This window comes from Commensalibacter sp. M0133 (assembly GCF_016101485.1).
Taxonomy (GTDB): Bacteria; Pseudomonadota; Alphaproteobacteria; order Acetobacterales; family Acetobacteraceae; genus Commensalibacter; species Commensalibacter melissae.
This window is the reverse complement of sequence record NZ_JACFQI010000001.1, coordinates 232669-250109: the sequence shown is the minus strand read 5'-3', so window position 1 is coordinate 250109 and position 17441 is coordinate 232669. Positions and strand designations below refer to the sequence as shown.

The window sequence follows — 17441 nt, the reverse complement described above, 5'->3', positions numbered from 1 at the left end:
TATCCTGACTTAACTTAATATCATTGATAGATCAGGAAAGTGGCGACGATAACCACCAACCCAATTGCCATGGTAAAAGCATATAAAGCAAAAGAACCATTTTGAATCCAGGATATCCCTTTGGCAGAACGATTTGTAAATTGCGCCAGTATGACAGGAAATTCCTGGATAATATCTTTTTCACCAATTTTCCATAATGCCTTAGACAAAGCTGCATAAGGACGGATAATTATTACATCGTAAAGTTTATCAAAATACCATGCATTTAATAGAAAACGGTAAAACCCCTTCATTGACTGAGCTAATGATATAGGGATATTCGGATTAACAATATAACATAAATAAGCGATTAAAATACCCAGTATACCAAGTATAAGTGGCATTGATGCAATAATTGCAGGTGTATGTTGTTCAATAATCATATGCAAATTATCTGAAACATTAACAATTGACCCATCCCAAAATATAACTTGTTGAGAACCTATATAATAAGGATATAGGATAATGCCTCCAATAATTGATGAAACACCAAGTATGATCATGGGTAAAGTCATAGAGAAAGGAGATTCTTTTGCATGATCATAATTTTCCTTATGTTTTGGTTTTCCATGGAACACAAGAAACAACATCCGCCAGCTATATAGGCTTGTAAGAAACGCAGTCAATAACAATACAACCCAAGCCGCATATCCCAAGGAAGATTGGGTTGCCCAAACAGCTTCCAGAATGGCATCTTTTGACCAGTAACCTGCAAATGGATATATTCCACCCAATGCTAGACAGCCTATCCACATCAATATGCAAGTTAAAGGTAATTTTTTATACAATCCACCCATCTTGAACATATCCTGTTCATCATGAAGCGCGATAATCACTGATCCCGCACCAAGAAACAACAATGCCTTGAAAAAAGCGTGTGTCGTTAAATGGAATACTGCAATTTGATAGGCTCCCACACCAACTGCGACAAACATATATCCAAGCTGAGAACAAGTTGAATAAGCAATGGATTTCTTAATATCTGATTGTACTAAAGCAACAGAACCGGCAAATAATGCTGTTAATGATCCTATAACAATAATGAATATCTTAACATGTGGAGCCAATTCAACCAGGGGTGACATTCTTGCCATCAAGAATACACCTGCTGTCACCATAGTTGCGGCATGAATAAGTGCGGAAACTGGCGTTGGTCCTTCCATTGCATCCGGTAACCATACATGAAAAAACAATTGGGCAGACTTTCCCATGGCCCCGACAAATAGCAGGAATGCAATAAATTCATATATCTGGAAATCAAAACCCAATAAATGATAATGCAGTTGAACTAAATCAGGTAATTTTTGAAATATTTCATTATAAAAAACCGAACCGGTCGTGATAAAAAGCAAACTAATGCCTACGAGAAAAAATAGATCCGCAACACGATTTACAACAAAAGCCTTGATTGCGGCTGATATAGCTGCTGGACGCATATACCAGTATCCAATAAGTAAATAGCTGCATAAACCTACCCCTTCCCAGCCAAAAAACAATTGAACCAGATTGTTAGAGGTAATCAAGGCAATCATACTGAATGTAAATAAAGATAAATATGCAAAAAAACGATAAGTTGGCATCGTGTCATGCGACATATATCCCATACTATAGATATGGATTAACAAGGATATGCTTGATACCATCGTCAACATGGCAACAGACAAACTGTCCAGTTTCAAATACCAGTTAATATGAAAATTACCGGCATTGATCCACTCCATAAAATGAACAACTTGACTATCCATATGATTGGCAAAAAATTGCCAAGTTACAAGCCATGCACATGTAACCGATATGGACATTCCAAGAATAGAAATAAACTTCGCAAATGAATCACCGATTATCCGCCCCATTAACCCTGCGCATAAAAAACCAGCCAAGGGTGAGATAACAGCTGTAATAAATAATGATGATGTCATTTCTTTACCCCTTCATCATCATCGTATCTTGCACTTCCACCGACCGACGATTACGATAAAATACCATAATAATGGCAAGTCCGATGGCAGATTCTGCAGCGGCGACTGTAAGGCTAAACATAACCATAATCTGCCCTGTTAAATTGCTATATAAAGAAGAGAATGCAATTAAATTAAGATTTGCAGATAAAAGCATCAATTCAATAGACATCAATATAACAATTAAATTCTTCCGATTAGCAAAAATACCAAACAGACCAATTGAAAATAAAATACCACTGACAATCATATAGGGAGCAAGCCCCACAGAATTTAAAATATTCATTTCATTTGCTCCCTTTGTTGTCTTTTTTCAGTAATATCGGTTTTATCACCAGGTTTTGGACCGAAGGAATCCTCTTGTGCAACACCATAATAAGTCTCTTTGGGACGAAGGAAACCGCCAATATCCTGAATGCTTTTATTCAAGGGCACATCACGAATTTCCAGAGTTTGGCTTGGTTCGCGCATATGTTGGCGCATAATGTTCTGTCTACGGTTTTTAAGATTTTTATGCAGGGTCAAGACAATTGCACCGATCATTGCAACAAGCAGGATTAATCCACAAATCTGGAATAACAAAACATAATGCGTATATAAAATATCCCCCAATGCTTTGGTATTCGAAATATCATGCAACGCAGAATTTTGACCCCTGCTTATCAATTCAGGATCAACATGCCAATGGATGGCAATCATAATAAATTCAACGACAAGAATAAAAACAATGATACAACCCACAGGCATGTAACGTTGCATTCCTTCCTTTAACTGGACCAGCTCTATTTGCATTGTCATTACAATAAACATAAACAGAACCATGACTGCACCAGCATATATGGCTATCAAAAGTATAGCCAAAAATTCGGCACCGGCCAGCATAAACAATCCAGCGGCATTACAGAATGCAAGAATTAGAAATAGGGCTGCATGAACTGAATTTCGAACAAAAACAACCATCGATGCTGATAGTAGCAAAATTATTGCGAAAATATAGAAAAGAATAATCGGTGTCATTATCCTAATTCCTGATCAAAGATCTTTATAAGACCCGATATATAAATTAATTTATTCATTTTAAATGTTTCCTGCCTCACCGATATGGAGCATCCTGCTCCAGTCTTAATGCCAAGGCACTTTCCCATTGATCCCCATTAGACAATAATTTGCTTTTGTCGTACATCAACTCTTCCCGAGTTTCAGTGGCGAATTCGTAATTGGGTCCCTGAACAATCGCGTCAACAGGACATGCTTCCTGACATAACCCGCAATAGATGCATTTTGTCATATCTATATCATACCGGGTAGTTCTTCTCGAACCATCATTCCGCTCTTCAGCCTCAATGGTAATTGCTTCAGCCGGACACGTTGCCTCACACAATTTGCACGCAATGCAACGCTCTTCTCCATTGGCATAACGACGCAAGGCATGCTCCCCTCTAAACCGTGGTGAGAGAGGACTTTTTTCATAAGGATAATTGATTGTTGCCTTCGGTTTGAAGAAATAACGTAGTGTTATTCCCAGTCCAGTCAACAATTCTGATAATAAAAAAGACCGTGCGGTTCTATCAATAAAACCCATTAACCAGCTCCTCCATATATCCCTACGCCGGTTACCATTACAAACGCAGCGGTAAGCACAACCCATATTAATGAAAAGGGTAAGAATATTTTCCAGCCTAATCGCATTAACTGATCATAACGGTATCTTGGAAACGCGCTTCTTACCCATATAAAACAGAATAGACAAAATAAAACTTTAATTATCATCCAGAAAGGTGCAGGTATCCAGGTAAACGGCACACAATCAAAGGGTGGCAACCATCCACCTAAAAATATGATGCTGGTAATTGCAGACATCAAAATCATATTACCATATTCAGCCAGAAAAAATAATCCGAAGGCCATTGAGGAATATTCCACAAAAAAACCTGCCACCAGTTCACTTTCACCAACTGAAAAATCAAAAGGTGGACGATTGGTTTCAGCTAAACATGAAATAAAGAAAATAATGAACATGGGAAACATTGGCAGGAAAAACCAGACATGTTTTTGTGCCAGGACAATATCGTTCATATTTGCACTACCAACAAGCAACAGTACGGAAACGATAACAAGTCCAATTGAGACTTCATATGATATCATCTGTGCCGTGGCACGCATGGCCCCCAATAAAGAGTATTTCGAATTCGAAGCCCAGCCGGCCAACAAAGTTCCGTAAACACCCAAGGAGGAAATCGCCAATAGGTAAAGGATACCAATATTAAGATTTGCAACAGCCCAACCATCATTCACGGGAATTACCGCCCATGCGAATAGGGACAATGTAAAGACTAGAATTGGCGCGACAAAAAACAAGACCCTATTTGCCTTGGCAGGAATGATCGTTTCCTTAAAAATCATTTTAACCGCATCGGCAAAGGGTTGCAGCAAACCGAAAGGACCAACAACATTCGGACCTTTACGAAGCATAATTGCAGCCAAAACTTTACGTTCCAACCAAGTCAGATAAGCGACACCGACAAGCATTGGAACCAATAGTGCCAGTGTTTTTAATATAATCAGGATAACTGATCCGAGTAATGTATGAATAAAGAAATGTTCCATGACATCACTCCGCAGCTTTTGCCGATGAATTGGCACCACGTGTTTTTGAACATTCATGCATTGTGAGGCTGGCTCTACTGATTGAATTCGTTAAGAAATAATCTGAAATAATCGCCCTAAAAGATTGTTTTTCAATGTTTTTTTCTGAAATATTTATGGAAGAACACATCTGGTTTCTAACTACTCCCTTTTCCTTAAATACAGGATAGGACTGTGCCAGGCAAGTTCTTAACTCATATAAATTGGAATAAGGAAGATCAATATTCATTGATTGGGCAATTTCTGAAATAATTTTCCAATCTTCCTTGGCATTTCCAGGAGGTAAAATCGCCCTGTTACCCTGCTGAATTCTGCCTTCCGTATTAACATAAGTACCTGATTTTTCTGTATAAGCGGCTCCAGGTAAAATAATATCAGCACGTTTGGCAGACTGATCTCCATGATGTCCCTGATAAATCACAAAGCAATCGGCAGCCAATTTTGAAAGATCAATTTCATCTGCATCAAGCAACCACAAAAGATCTGTGCCACCCGTAACCATCGAGCGTGCATCTTGTGAATCCGATTTAGGATAAAATTCCATATCCAGACCCGCAACACGAGCGGCTGCATGATGAAGGACATTGAATCCATTCCAATTTTCTGTTACCACACCAATTTTATGAGCCAAAGCCAAGGTTTTTTCAAATATTAATTTTGCATCTTCACGAACCAATGCCCCATGTCCAATAATAATCATTGGGCGTTTCGCATTATTCAGAGTTTTGTTAAAGGCAAGCTCATTTCGTAACAATGAATCAATTAAAGTTGGATCCTCTCCTAAATTCTCAATTTTATACGTAGGATCATCAATAAGTTCACCTATAAATGCAATTGGGAATTGTTCGGTAAGAGACAACCATCTTTTACGAATACGGGCATTCAACACAGGTGCCTCTTGACGTGGAAAAGCACCTATCATCAATAAAGCATCAGCCTGCTCAATTCCTGCAATCGTACTATTGAAAACATAATGCCCACGATAAGAGGTATCGTAATATGCCCCATCTTGACGACAATCTAAATTGCTGACTCCAAGATCGTTCATCAAATTTTTTAATGCGAACATGCTTTCTGCATCACATAAATCCCCTGCAATGACGCCTATACGCTCTTTTTTCGTAGATTTTAATTTTTGGGAAACAACCTGGACTACCTCATTCCATGAAGTTTCGACAAGTTTGCCTTCTTTCCTTATCCATGGTCGATCCAGACGCCGCCGTTTCAAACCATCCAGAGAGAAACGACCCTTATCAGCAAGCCAACTTTCATTAACATCATCATTTTGACGGGGGAGAATTCTCAAAACCTCACTTCCTCGCACTTGTAAAGTTATATTCGTTCCCACAGAATCCATCACATCTATTGAATCAGTATTTTTCAGTTCCCACGAACGGTAACGGAACGCGGTTGGTTTGGCCGTTAAAGCCCCAACAGGGCAAACATCAATAAGATTTCCGGAAAGTTCTGTATTGATACCCTCTTCAAGAAAGGGGGTGATTTCTAGATTGGTACCCCGGTTGATTCCGCCAAGTTCTGCCGTACCAGCGATTTCATTCATAAAACGAATACAACGTGTACATTGAATGCAACGTGTCATGACAGTGCGAACCAACGGTCCGAGATACTTATCAGTAACTGCCCTTTTTTCATCCCTGAATCGCGAACATTCACGTCCATAACCCACTGCCTGGTCCTGTAAATCACATTCACCACCTTGGTCGCAAATAGGACAATCCAAGGGATGATTGATTAATAACAGTTCCATCGTACTGCGACGCGCTGCCCTGACCATTTCTGTGTCAGTCAAAACCTGCATTCCATTCATTACTGGCTGTGAGCATGATGAAACCAGAGGTTTACGAGAACCGGTTATCTCAACCATACACATTCTGCAGTTTCCAGCCACAGAAAGTTTTTCATGATAACAAAAACGAGGGATTTCCTTTCCTGCTGCCTCACAGGCCTGTAATACTGAAGAACCATTGGGAACATCCACAGGAATACCATCAACGATAACTTTTACCATAATTCCTTCCTATCCCAATACCGGCGTTCCAACAGGCACCTGGACCTGAACAGCACCACCATGGGTTTTCTTATAATCCATAATTCTTTGTTCCATCATTGGACGGAAATTACGAATTAATGCTTGCACAGGCCAGGCAACAGACATACCCATTGCACAGATTGTTGTGTTTTCAATCTGTTTCGTTACATCCATCAACATATCAATTTCTTCTATTTCTGCACGTCCCTCTGTCATTCTCTTCATGACCTTCAGCACCCAATTGGATCCTTCCCGACATGGAGTGCACTGACCACAGCTTTCATGTTTATAGAACTGAGAAATACGTGTAATCGCCCTAATAAGATCCGTTGATTTATCCATCACAACTATGCCAGCCGTTCCCAACCCGGATCCAACTTCACGCATACCGTCAAAATCCATTATAACGGTATCACACACTTCCTTGTTCAGCATGGGCATTGACGTACCACCCGGAATAACAGCTAAAAGGTTATCCCATCCACCACGTACACCCCCGCCATGACGTTCAATAATTTCCTTCAAGGGCAATCCCAATGCCTCTTCAAATACACAGGGGGTTTGAATATGACCCGAAATCGCCATTAGTTTTGGACCAGTATTGTTTTTACGCCCTATACTTGAAAACCAAGCGGCTCCTCTACGCATTATTGTAGGGGTTACCGAAATGCTTTCAACATTATTGATCGTGGTCGGACAACCATATAATCCCTTACCCGCTGGGAAAGGTGGCTTCAGACGCGGCTGCCCCTTTTTGCCTTCAAGACTTTCAAGCTGGGCTGTTTCCTCACCACAAATATATGCGCCTGCACCGCGATGAATATAAAAATCAAAATCCCAACCACTACCACAGGCATTTTTACCGATCAATCCCGCTTCATATGCCTCGTCAATGGCAACTTGCAGTCTGTTGGCTTCATTGTAATATTCACCACGAATATATATGTAGGCAACATGCGCGCCTATCGCAAAAGAGGCAAGCAATGCACCTTCAACAATTTTATGAGGCTCATGACGTAAAACTTCCCTGTCCTTGCAAGTGCCAGGCTCTGATTCATCCCCATTAATTACCAGATAATGAGGTAAGGGACCATCCCCTTTGGGCATAAACGACCATTTTAGACCTGTAGAGAAACCTGCGCCACCACGTCCCCTTAACCCTGAATCAATTACCTCTTTGACGATTTTTTCACGTCCCAAAGATAAAATAGCCTTTGTATTATCCCAATCTCCCCGTTTACGAGCACCTGCCAATTTCCAGTCATCCTGACCATGCAAATTGACATAAATACGGTCTTTAGATTCTAGCATCGTTTTTTGGCCTTTGAATTATCTGATAAGGAATGATCTTGACGCAAAGGAGCCGAATTCAAACGATTTAATGCAGATCCTGGAGGCGGTTTTTCCCCTCTTCTCAATGCATTAATTAACTCAATGGTTTTTGGACCATTCATGTCTTCGTAATAATCATGATCAACCTGTAGAATAGGCGCATTTGCACAGGCACCCAAACATTCAACCTCGGAAAGCGTGAACAATCCATCTTCACTGGTTTGACCAAATTCCCTGATGCCTGTCGCTTTTTTACAGGCTTCAACCACTTCATCCGATCCCCTCAACCAGCATGGTGTTGTTCCACAAACTTGCAAATGATATTGCCCTATGGGTTCGAGGTTAAACATTGTATAAAATGTGGCAATTTCAAATACCCTCACAGGAGAAATTTCCAGACGTTTTGCAACAGCAGCCATGGCCGCCTTTGGCACCCAAGCACTTTTGGTCAAACGTTTCATCTGATCTTGAACGATATATAATAAAGGTATAACAGCACTTGCTTTTCTCCCTGTCGGATATTTTGCAAGCACCTTCTCTATCTGCATTTCACTTTCTTTATCAAAAGTGAAGTCAGATGGCTCAATATTCATTTTACTTTCTGACATTACACCCTATCTATCCACTTCACCAAAAACCAAATCCAACGAACCAATAATTGCAACCATGTCAGCCAACATATATCGATGGGATAATTCATCTAATGCTTGAAGATGCGAAAAACCTGTCGGACGTATTTTACAACGATAAGGTTTGCTTCCGCCATCCGCCACAAGATATACCCCAAATTCACCTTTTGGACTTTCAACAGCAGTATAGGTTGTGCCTGCAGGAACATGAAATCCTTCACTATAAAGTTTGAAATGATGAATCAATGCCTCCATTGAATGTTTCATATCTTTGCGTTTTGGAGGTGAGATTTTATTATCTTCAGTCTTAATTGGACCAGGTTTTATCTTGCTTAGGCATTGCTCAATTATTTTGGCGCTCTCGCGCATTTCAGCAACACGAATCAAATACCGATCATAACAATCCCCTTGCCGAGCAACAGGAATTTTAAAATCAACTTTATCATAATTATCATAGGGTTGGGATCGCCGCAAATCCCATGCAACTCCCGATGCTCGCAAACATGGACCAGAAAATCCCCATGACAATGCATCTTCAGTTGTACAGATTCCAATTCCAACAGTTCGCTGTTTCCAGATACGGTTTTCTGTTAACAATCCTTCAATATCATCAATTAATTTTGGAAAATCTCTAACCCATTTTCCAATTTTCTCTTCCATACCTGCGGGCATATCCTTAGCCACACCCCCATGCCTAAAATAATTCGCATGAAAGCGGGCGCCAGATACACCTTCATAAAATTCCATTAATTTTTCGCGCTCTTCATAAGCCCACAATGCAGGTGTCATCGCCCCACAATCGAGACCCATGGCAGTCACGTTCAGTAAATGATTTAATATACGGGTTATTTCGGCAAACAGAACTCTTATCCATTTTGCACGATCGGGAACATCAATCCCCAGCAATTTTTCTGTAGCAAGAACATAGGCATGTTCTTCGCTCATTGGAGAGGCATAATCCAAACGGTCAAAATAAGGCAGTCCCTTATGATAAGCCTTGTGCTCCAGTAATTTTTCTGTTCCACGATGTAATAAACCAATATGCGGAGTTGCCCTTTTAACAACTTCACCCTCTAACTCCATTACAACACGCAACACACCATGAGCAGAAGGATGTTGTGGTCCAAAATTAATCGTGTGCGTATCACCTGATAAAACATGAGATATATTCTGAGAAATTTCAGATTTCACCTGTGATGTTTTATCGGTTACCCCTTCTTGTATAATTTCACTCATCAAATATCCTTTTACCGTTTAATCCTATATAGAATACGGTTTAATATTTTGACGCTTCTCATGAATCTTTTCGTCACCAGGAAGTGTTACAATACCTTCCCAGGGTGAGTCAAAATCAAAGTCCCGCATCTCCTGTGTCAAATGGACCGGTTCATAAATTACTTTATTTTGATCAGCATCATATCTAACTTCTACATATCCTGTAACAGGGAAATCCTTTCGCAAAGGATGTCCATCAAATCCGTAATCCGTCAAAATGCGCCTCAAATCAGGCTGTCCGGAAAATAATACACCGAACATGTCATAACATTCACGTTCCCACCACGTTGCATTTTTCCATAAATGATGAACGGAGGGAACCGGTTCTTTTTCATCTGTATGAACAATGATACGAATACGCTGATTCAATGTTACAGATAAAAGATTATAGACAACATCAAATCTTTTTTGACGGTAGGGATAATCAACACCGCACAAATCCATCAATTGTTCGAATTTGCAAATGGTATGATTTTTAAGCAGAATTAACACATCAAGCAAACAGTTGAGTTTAACCAATATGATTAGTTCATCGTGATCAAACTCAGCCTTGGCAACGCCATTTGACGAAGACATGAGCATCATGCCAATCGCCTGCAAATTTGCTTTTTGACTTAAAGTTCTTTTTTTTGAATTTTCTGTAAAATTAACCACGAAGAATTGTCCCTGTACGCTTGATTTTCTTTTTCAACAACATAATACCATAAATCAATGCCTCAGCGGTTGGCGGACACCCGGGTACATAAACATCTACAGGGACAATACGATCACATCCCCTTACGACTGAATAGGAATAATGATAATATCCCCCACCATTTGCGCAGGATCCCATTGAAAGAACCCATCTTGGTTCTGACATCTGGTCATATAATCGACGTAAAGCAGGTGCCATTTTATTCGTTACCGTACCAGCCACAAGCATGACATCTGCCTGTCTGGGCGATCCCATTGGTACAACCCCCATACGATCCAAGTCATAACGTGGCATATAGGCATGAATCATTTCAACAGCACAACAAGCCAATCCAAAAGTCATTGGCCAAAGACTGCCAGTTCTTCCCCAATTGATTAATTGGTCAAGCTTGGCAACAACAAAACCTTTATTTGAAATTGCCCCCGTTATTCCTTTAATAACTGCATCCTGTTCAGATCCAGGAGGTAACGTTTCTTGATTCCAGTAAATCTGATCAGGATCAGATTTATTTGTTATTTTTATATTCATTATCTACTCGTTTTAACCGACAATGGACTTATTTTTACTTAATCCCATTCCAGTGCACCTTTGCACCATTCATACGCGAAACCTATGGTCAGGACTAAAAGAAATACAACCATAGAGAAAAAACCGAACATGCCAGTTTTAGACAGGGTCAAAGCCCATGGAAACAGAAACACCATTTCCAGATCAAATATCGTGAATAATATTCCCACCAAATAATAGCGCACGTCAAACATATGACGTGCATTTTCAAATGCCGGAAATCCGCACTCATAAGGCGTTATCTTTTCAGCATATGGTTTTTGTTTTGCACAAAATAATGCCGCACCCAACATTGCAACCGCAATTATTAAAGAAATAATCCCAAATATTAACACGGGTAAATAACTGTTTAAAATTGCCTGCATGGCTAATACTCTTTAATTTTTTATAGAAAATTAAATCATTTATCAAAAATGAACTCAATTCTTTATATCAAAGAAAAAAAAGAATTACACTGTTAATATTAAATATATTGATTTTTATTGATTATTTTAATAAATTTGATGGAACAAATTATTTTGATGAAAATTTTAGTGATTTTCTATTATTGTGCCATTATACTATAAATTAAATGGCGCGAGTGACGGGGCTCGAACCCGCGACCTCCGGCGTGACAGGCCGGCGCTCTAACCAAACTGAGCTACACCCGCGCATTATATGAAGCTTTTCTAAAAGCTCTTTAATATTTTGTCAATATTAATATTTAATAAAACATTAATTTATGGTGGGCGATGACAGGCTCGAACTGCCGACCCTCTCGGTGTAAACGAGATGCTCTACCAACTGAGCTAATCGCCCGCTCCGTTTACCGGAACAACGACTTCTTAACACTGAAGCCGTTGTGTTGTCCAGTCATTTTTTCAAAAAAAATGAACTTTTTTTTAAAATTATTTACTAACAGCTTCTTTTAACAATTTACCAGGTTTAAAACGTACTGAAGTAGATGCTGGAATCTTGATTTCTTCACCTGTACGTGGGTTACGCCCTTTGGCTGCTTTACGATGAGCAGTGACGAAACTGCCAAAACCTACAAGGCGAACCTCTTGTTTTTTTGCAAGTGTTTCTTCAATAGTACTCAATACTGCATCGATAACCTCACCTGATTTGGCTTTTGACAATTCTGTTTTTTCAGCAACAGCGGCAACAAGTTCTTGTTTATTTAGAGGTTTTTCCATTCTTTTTTCTTTCTATAATAATCACAGACTAAATTTAACTGCTAATGGATATTACATCCATATCTTAAACTATTGAAGCACTTTTCAAGAACGTCAACCGTTCAAGGACTTCAATAGTTATTTTAATACATTTATTCTATTTTTGGTTGCAATATCACCACATTATTTAATGTGCCAGCTGTTTTTTTGATGAAACATTACTTTTTTTCGCAATTACTGGTGTAGAGGTTTCCTCTAACTCAATAGATTCGTAGGGTTTAATCAATGCTTGATGAATAACATCATCTACCATTTTAACCGGAACAATTGTCAGATTTGATTTGACATTATCGGGTATTTCCACCAAATCCCTTTCATTTTCTTGAGGAATGAAAACTTTCTTAACTCCTGCACGCAATGCAGCAAGTAATTTTTCCTTAAGACCGCCTATAGGTAAAACCCTGCCCCGCAAAGTGATTTCCCCTGTCATGGCTATATCCTTACGAACAGGAATACCTGTCATAATGCTGACAATACTGGTTGCCATCGCAACACCAGCAGATGGTCCATCCTTTGGGGTTGCACCCTCAGGAACATGAACATGTATATCATGCTTTTCAAACAAGTCAGGATGTATTCCAAATTGTAAAGCTCGACTTTTTACATAAGATAAGGCTGCAGATACGCTTTCCTGCATTACCTCGCCAAGCTTCCCGGTTATCTTTATATGCCCCTTGCCTGGAACCATGACACTTTCTATATGAAGAATGTCACCACCTACTTCTGTCCACGCAAGTCCAGTTACGACACCTATAATATCACGTTCTTCACTTTCACCATAAAAATACCGTTTAACCCCGACATAATCCTCCAGATTATCCAACGTGATCTTTACATGGTCACATTCTCCAGAAACGATCTTCTTGACAATTTTACGAGCAATTTTCGCTATCTCTCGTTCAAGATTACGTACACCTGCCTCACGGGTATATGTGCGGACAAGTTCACGCAATACCTCATCATCAATCGACCATTCTGTTGGTTTAAGACTGTGAGATTCCCCCTCTTTCTTGATCAAATGCTGACGGGCGATCTGAACCTTCTCATCTTCTGTGTAACCGGCAATACGGATAATTTCCATACGATCCAATAAAGGTTGTGGCATATTGAAACTATTTGCCGTTGTAATGAACATTACATCAGAAAGATCATAATCGACTTCTAGATAATGATCTACAAACGTGGAATTCTGTTCAGGATCAAGAACTTCCAAAAGAGCGGAAGCTGGATCTCCGCGCCAGTCTGCTCCAAGTTTATCAATTTCATCCAGTAAAAATAAAGGATTAGAAGTCCCAGCCTTTTTCATTCCCTGAATAATTTTACCGGGCATTGCACCAATATATGTTCGACGATGCCCACGAATCTCGGCTTCATCACGTACACCCCCCAAGGACATGCGAACATATTCACGTCCCGTTGCCTTGGCTATAGAACGGGCAAGGGATGTTTTACCAACACCTGGCGGTCCAACAAGGCATAAAATTGGACCTTTAAGTTTGGAAGAGCGGATTTGAACAGCAAGATATTCAAGAATTCTTTCCTTTACCTTTTCCAGTCCATAATGATCGTGGTTTAAAATTTCCTCCGCTTTTTTTAGATTCTTGGAAATTTTGGAACGTTTTTTCCAAGGCAGACCTACAATCCAGTCTAAATAATTACGCACAACGGTTGCCTCTGCAGACATCGGACTCATCCCGCGTAATTTTTTAAGATCAGATAATGCCTTGTCACGAGCTTCCTTGGTTAAGCGAAGTTTTTTTATCTTGTCTTCTAGTTCTGTCAACTCATCTTTACCGTCTTCACCCTCGCCCAATTCTTTTTGAATAGCCTTTAACTGCTCATTCAAATAATATTCGCGCTGTGTCTTCTCCATCTGTTTTTTAACACGGTTTCGTATACGCTTTTCAACTTGCAATACTCCAACTTCTGTTTCCAAATGTTCAAGAAGTTTTTCCAAGCGTTTTTTCAAATTAACCGTTTCAAGTATTTCCTGTTTTTCAGAAACTTTAAGATTGAGATGGCTTGTAATTGTATCTATAGCCTTGGAAGAATTTTCAATTTGATTGACAGCTACCAGAACTTCAGGCGCGATTGACTTGTTCAGTTTAACATATTGCTCAAATTGATTAGTCATTGTTCTTTTTAAGACATTAATCTCCTTGTCATCATTCTCCGTTTCTTCAATAAGCTCAACCTCTGCCTCAAAAAAAGCTTCATGATCAATAAATTTCTTGACCTTGGCACGTTGAATACCCTCTACCAATACCTTGACTGTTCCATCAGGTAATTTTAACAACTGTAAAATAGTTGCAATTGTTCCAAATGAATAAACATCCTTTTCCGTAGGATCTTCAACTGAAGCATCTTTTTGGGAAACAAGCAATATTTTTGAATGATTTTTCGTAACTTCCTCTAAAGCGCAGACCGATTTTTCTCGCCCTACAAATAAAGGTACAATCATATATGGAAATACAACAATATCCCTTAACGGTAGAACAGCCATAATATTGGGCTGTCTTATTTCTTGGTCTTTATTGGCATCCTTCTCTTTTTCTTCAGAGATTTCGGATTCAATTTTCTTTTCTGTCATAAATTTATGACCTCCTTATATGGACGATCCTGTAAGAATGCCCAGGATGGCACATTCTATAAGATTACAATCTTAATATTATATATGCAGTGTATTAATTTTTTTTAAAGTAATAAACAGAATTAATTATCCTGAACCTTTATGAGTAAAAAATAATCCTAAATATCAAGATTTATTACAGATAATAAATTAATATAAAAAAAAATTACATCAAAAATAAGGTATTTCTCAACCTTTTTTGATAATAATAAAAAAGACCCTTTTAAAAGAGTCTTTTCCATAAAACAATAAGTGTTTATGCTGTTTGTTCTTTATGAGGAGATATCTCCTCATAAACGTAAACCGGTTCCTCTTTATGGTTAATCACCTCTTTATTAATGACAACTTTGCTTACCCCTTTAAGATCTGGCAATTCATACATTGTTGATAAAAGAATATCTTCCAGAATTGAACGCAACCCACGCGCACCTGTCTGTCGTTCAATGGCCTTATTAGCAATTTCCTGAATAGCTTCTTCTGTAAATTGCAATTGCACGTTCTCCATTTCAAACAGTTTTTGATATTGTTTTACTAGAGCATTTTTTGGCTCAGTCAGTATCTTCATCAAGGCTTTTTGATCAAGATCATCAAGTGTAGCGATTACGGGCAATCTTCCAATAAATTCAGGAATTAAACCGAATTTCATCAAATCTTCAGGTTCCATCTGTCGAAACAATTTCCCAACTTCTTTATGATCTTGGGAATTTACTTCTGCACCAAATCCAATCGTGTACCCTACACTCCTATCACTAATGATTTTATCCAAACCTGCAAATGCACCACCACAAATAAAGAGAATATTCGTAGTATCCACTTGCAGAAATTCCTGTTGCGGATGTTTCCGTCCTCCTTGAGGAGGAACAGATGCAACAGTACCTTCCATAATCTTAAGAAGAGCTTGCTGAACTCCTTCACCACTCACATCCCTTGTAATTGAAGGATTATCGGATTTACGTGAAATTTTATCAATTTCATCAATGTAAACGATACCCCGCTGCACCCGTTCCACGTTATAATCTGCAGCCTGTAACAATTTCAATAATATGTTTTCGACATCTTCACCAACATATCCTGCCTCGGTCAGGGTTGTTGCATCTGCCATTGTAAAAGGAACATCCAGAATTCTTGCAAGGGTTTGGGCCAACAAGGTTTTACCGGTTCCAGTTGGTCCAATAAGCAGGATATTGGATTTAGCTATCTCCACATCACCAGCTTTATCAATCTGGTTTAACCGTTTATAATGATTATGAACAGCAACGGACAAAACCTTTTTTGCGTCTGTCTGTCCTATAACATAATCATCCAAAATTTTACAAATTTCTTTAGGAGTGGGTAGATTGCCTTGTTTTTTTGCTATTTGCGTTTTATTCTCTTCACGCACAATATCCATACATAATTCGACACATTCATCGCAAATAAATACGGTTGGACCTGCGATTAATTTACGCACCTCATGCTGTGATTTCCCGCAAAAGGAGCAATATAATGCATTTTTTGAATCTTTTTTATTATCAGTCATTTTAACCTTCACCCCCAATTAAAGTCAGGGTCAGAAATACCAACCAGTAAATATCATTATATAAATTATTTAGTTAAATAAGATAATTTTTAAAGAAATCTTATAATAATATTATGACTATTTGTCACTTTCTTTTAACAAATCTGCATTACGATTTTGAACTACCTTATCAATTATACCAAAATCCCTAGCCTCTTCAGGTGACATATAACTGTCTCTTTCAAGACGTTGTTCAATTTCCTCTAGTGTTCTTCCGGTATGCAATTTATAAATCTCGTTAAGCTTTTTACGTATTTCCAATATTTCTTTGGCCTGAATTTCTATATCGCTTGCCTGACCTTGCGCACCACCAGAAGGCTGATGAACCATGATTCTCGCATTGGGCAAGGCAAATCGATTATTGGGTTCACCTCCACATAAAAGTAATGACCCCATTGAGGCTGCCTGACCAATGCAGACAGTACTCACAGGACAACGTATATATTGCATCGTATCATAAATTGCCAAACCAGCCGATACTACACCACCAGGACTGTTGATATAGAAAGAAATTTCTTTTTTTGGATTTACACTTTCTAAATATAATAACTGAGCAGAAATCAAAGATGCAACTTGATCATATACAGGACCCGTGAGAAAAATGATTCTTTCCTTAAGCAGACGAGAATAAATATCAAAAGCACGTTCCCCTCTGGACGTTTGTTCAACAACCATTGGAACAAGTGTATTATCATATATTTCCAGAGACTTGAAATCTCTCATTAATTTTCTTCCCAAATTTATGTTTGATTAAATAATAGTATATTTATTCAATTTAAGAAAATAAATACAACAAAAATAAGATAGAATTCAATTTTCCAAAAAAAGAATGTCTGGAAAAATTTCCAGA

General features: G+C 38.8%; 16 protein-coding genes and 2 tRNA genes. All 18 read right to left on the bottom strand.

Annotated features, from left to right (window positions below; all coding sequences use genetic code 11):
• Nucleotides 1-20 precede the first annotated feature (20 nt).
• The gene (gene nuoL / locus H3T46_RS01150; RefSeq protein WP_198197165.1) at nucleotides 21-1958 is read right to left on the bottom strand and encodes an NADH-quinone oxidoreductase subunit L; all 1938 of its coding nucleotides are present in this window, start codon (nucleotides 1956-1958) and stop codon (nucleotides 21-23) included.
• Nucleotides 1959-1962: 4 nt separating this feature from the next.
• Entirely contained in the window at nucleotides 1963-2283 is a 321-nt protein-coding gene (nuoK, locus tag H3T46_RS01145; RefSeq protein ID WP_110438948.1) for an NADH-quinone oxidoreductase subunit NuoK, read from the bottom strand.
• Nucleotides 2280-3014 (bottom strand): NADH-quinone oxidoreductase subunit J, encoded by a 735-nt coding sequence (locus H3T46_RS01140; RefSeq protein WP_198197164.1) that lies wholly within the window; start codon nucleotides 3012-3014, stop codon nucleotides 2280-2282. Before H3T46_RS01140 ends, nuoK begins: the two co-directional genes overlap by 4 nt.
• Nucleotides 3015-3090: 76 nt before the next feature.
• Nucleotides 3091-3579: an NADH-quinone oxidoreductase subunit NuoI gene (nuoI, locus tag H3T46_RS01135; protein ID WP_110438946.1), complete on the bottom strand. Its 489-nt coding sequence runs from the start codon at nucleotides 3577-3579 to the stop codon at nucleotides 3091-3093.
• Entirely contained in the window at nucleotides 3579-4604 is a 1026-nt protein-coding gene (nuoH, locus tag H3T46_RS01130; protein WP_198197643.1) for an NADH-quinone oxidoreductase subunit NuoH, read from the bottom strand. Before nuoH ends, nuoI begins: the two co-directional genes overlap by 1 nt.
• A 4-nt stretch (nucleotides 4605-4608) precedes the next feature.
• Nucleotides 4609-6672 (bottom strand): NADH-quinone oxidoreductase subunit NuoG, encoded by a 2064-nt coding sequence (gene nuoG / locus H3T46_RS01125; protein WP_198197163.1) that lies wholly within the window; start codon nucleotides 6670-6672, stop codon nucleotides 4609-4611.
• Nucleotides 6673-6681: 9 nt separating this feature from the next.
• Nucleotides 6682-8004, bottom strand: coding sequence for an NADH-quinone oxidoreductase subunit NuoF (gene nuoF, locus H3T46_RS01120; RefSeq protein ID WP_155568028.1), 1323 nt, complete (start codon nucleotides 8002-8004; stop codon nucleotides 6682-6684).
• Nucleotides 7998-8633: an NAD(P)H-dependent oxidoreductase subunit E gene (locus tag H3T46_RS01115; protein ID WP_155580337.1), complete on the bottom strand. Its 636-nt coding sequence runs from the start codon at nucleotides 8631-8633 to the stop codon at nucleotides 7998-8000. Before H3T46_RS01115 ends, nuoF begins: the two co-directional genes overlap by 7 nt.
• Nucleotides 8634-8639: 6 nt before the next feature.
• The gene (locus tag H3T46_RS01110) at nucleotides 8640-9890 is read right to left on the bottom strand and encodes an NADH-quinone oxidoreductase subunit D (protein WP_198197162.1); all 1251 of its coding nucleotides are present in this window, start codon (nucleotides 9888-9890) and stop codon (nucleotides 8640-8642) included.
• A gap of 24 nt (nucleotides 9891-9914) precedes the next feature.
• Nucleotides 9915-10583 (bottom strand): NADH-quinone oxidoreductase subunit C, encoded by a 669-nt coding sequence (locus H3T46_RS01105; protein WP_347401003.1) that lies wholly within the window; start codon nucleotides 10581-10583, stop codon nucleotides 9915-9917.
• The gene (locus tag H3T46_RS01100) at nucleotides 10576-11151 is read right to left on the bottom strand and encodes an NADH-quinone oxidoreductase subunit B family protein (RefSeq protein ID WP_155565358.1); all 576 of its coding nucleotides are present in this window, start codon (nucleotides 11149-11151) and stop codon (nucleotides 10576-10578) included. The genes H3T46_RS01105 and H3T46_RS01100 overlap by 8 nt, the downstream gene beginning before the upstream one ends.
• A 38-nt stretch (nucleotides 11152-11189) precedes the next feature.
• Complete coding sequence (gene ndhC / locus H3T46_RS01095; protein ID WP_122123496.1) at nucleotides 11190-11555, bottom strand: NADH-quinone oxidoreductase subunit A; 366 nt, start codon at nucleotides 11553-11555, stop codon at nucleotides 11190-11192.
• A gap of 207 nt (nucleotides 11556-11762) precedes the next feature.
• Nucleotides 11763-11840 (bottom strand) — tRNA-Asp (locus H3T46_RS01090).
• 72 nt (nucleotides 11841-11912) lie between these two features.
• Nucleotides 11913-11988: transfer RNA gene (locus H3T46_RS01085), tRNA-Val, on the bottom strand.
• Nucleotides 11989-12077: 89 nt separating this feature from the next.
• Nucleotides 12078-12365 (bottom strand): HU family DNA-binding protein, encoded by a 288-nt coding sequence (locus tag H3T46_RS01080; RefSeq protein ID WP_110438938.1) that lies wholly within the window; start codon nucleotides 12363-12365, stop codon nucleotides 12078-12080.
• A gap of 166 nt (nucleotides 12366-12531) precedes the next feature.
• A complete protein-coding gene (lon, locus tag H3T46_RS01075) occupies nucleotides 12532-14907 on the bottom strand; it encodes an endopeptidase La (RefSeq protein ID WP_232349996.1) in 2376 nt (791 codons plus the stop codon).
• A 382-nt stretch (nucleotides 14908-15289) separates the two neighbouring features.
• A complete protein-coding gene (clpX, locus tag H3T46_RS01070; RefSeq protein ID WP_198193244.1) occupies nucleotides 15290-16552 on the bottom strand; it encodes an ATP-dependent Clp protease ATP-binding subunit ClpX in 1263 nt (420 codons plus the stop codon).
• A gap of 117 nt (nucleotides 16553-16669) precedes the next feature.
• Nucleotides 16670-17314 carry an ATP-dependent Clp protease proteolytic subunit gene (locus H3T46_RS01065; protein ID WP_110438935.1) on the bottom strand — a complete coding sequence of 215 codons (645 nt, stop codon included), beginning with the start codon at nucleotides 17312-17314 and terminating at the stop codon, nucleotides 16670-16672.
• Between the last annotated feature and the right edge of the window lie 127 nt (nucleotides 17315-17441).

Coding starts and splice junctions, on each gene's coding strand:
- nuoK (WP_110438948.1), bottom strand. CDS start 2,283: ATGAATATTTTAAATTCTGTGGGGCTTGCTCCCTATATGATTGTCAGT.
- H3T46_RS01080 (WP_110438938.1), bottom strand. CDS start 12,365: ATGGAAAAACCTCTAAATAAACAAGAACTTGTTGCCGCTGTTGCTGAA.
- nuoF (WP_155568028.1), bottom strand. CDS start 8,004: ATGCTAGAATCTAAAGACCGTATTTATGTCAATTTGCATGGTCAGGAT.
- nuoL (WP_198197165.1), bottom strand. CDS start 1,958: ATGACATCATCATTATTTATTACAGCTGTTATCTCACCCTTGGCTGGT.
- H3T46_RS01115 (WP_155580337.1), bottom strand. CDS start 8,633: ATGTCAGAAAGTAAAATGAATATTGAGCCATCTGACTTCACTTTTGAT.
- ndhC (WP_122123496.1), bottom strand. CDS start 11,555: ATGCAGGCAATTTTAAACAGTTATTTACCCGTGTTAATATTTGGGATT.
- H3T46_RS01065 (WP_110438935.1), bottom strand. CDS start 17,314: ATGAGAGATTTCAAGTCTCTGGAAATATATGATAATACACTTGTTCCA.
- nuoH (WP_198197643.1), bottom strand. CDS start 4,604: ATGGAACATTTCTTTATTCATACATTACTCGGATCAGTTATCCTGATT.
- H3T46_RS01110 (WP_198197162.1), bottom strand. CDS start 9,890: ATGAGTGAAATTATACAAGAAGGGGTAACCGATAAAACATCACAGGTG.
- H3T46_RS01100 (WP_155565358.1), bottom strand. CDS start 11,151: ATGAATATAAAAATAACAAATAAATCTGATCCTGATCAGATTTACTGG.
- H3T46_RS01140 (WP_198197164.1), bottom strand. CDS start 3,014: ATGACACCGATTATTCTTTTCTATATTTTCGCAATAATTTTGCTACTA.
- lon (WP_232349996.1), bottom strand. CDS start 14,907: ATGGCTGTTCTACCGTTAAGGGATATTGTTGTATTTCCATATATGATT.
- nuoG (WP_198197163.1), bottom strand. CDS start 6,672: ATGGTAAAAGTTATCGTTGATGGTATTCCTGTGGATGTTCCCAATGGT.
- clpX (WP_198193244.1), bottom strand. CDS start 16,552: ATGACTGATAATAAAAAAGATTCAAAAAATGCATTATATTGCTCCTTT.
- nuoI (WP_110438946.1), bottom strand. CDS start 3,579: ATGGGTTTTATTGATAGAACCGCACGGTCTTTTTTATTATCAGAATTG.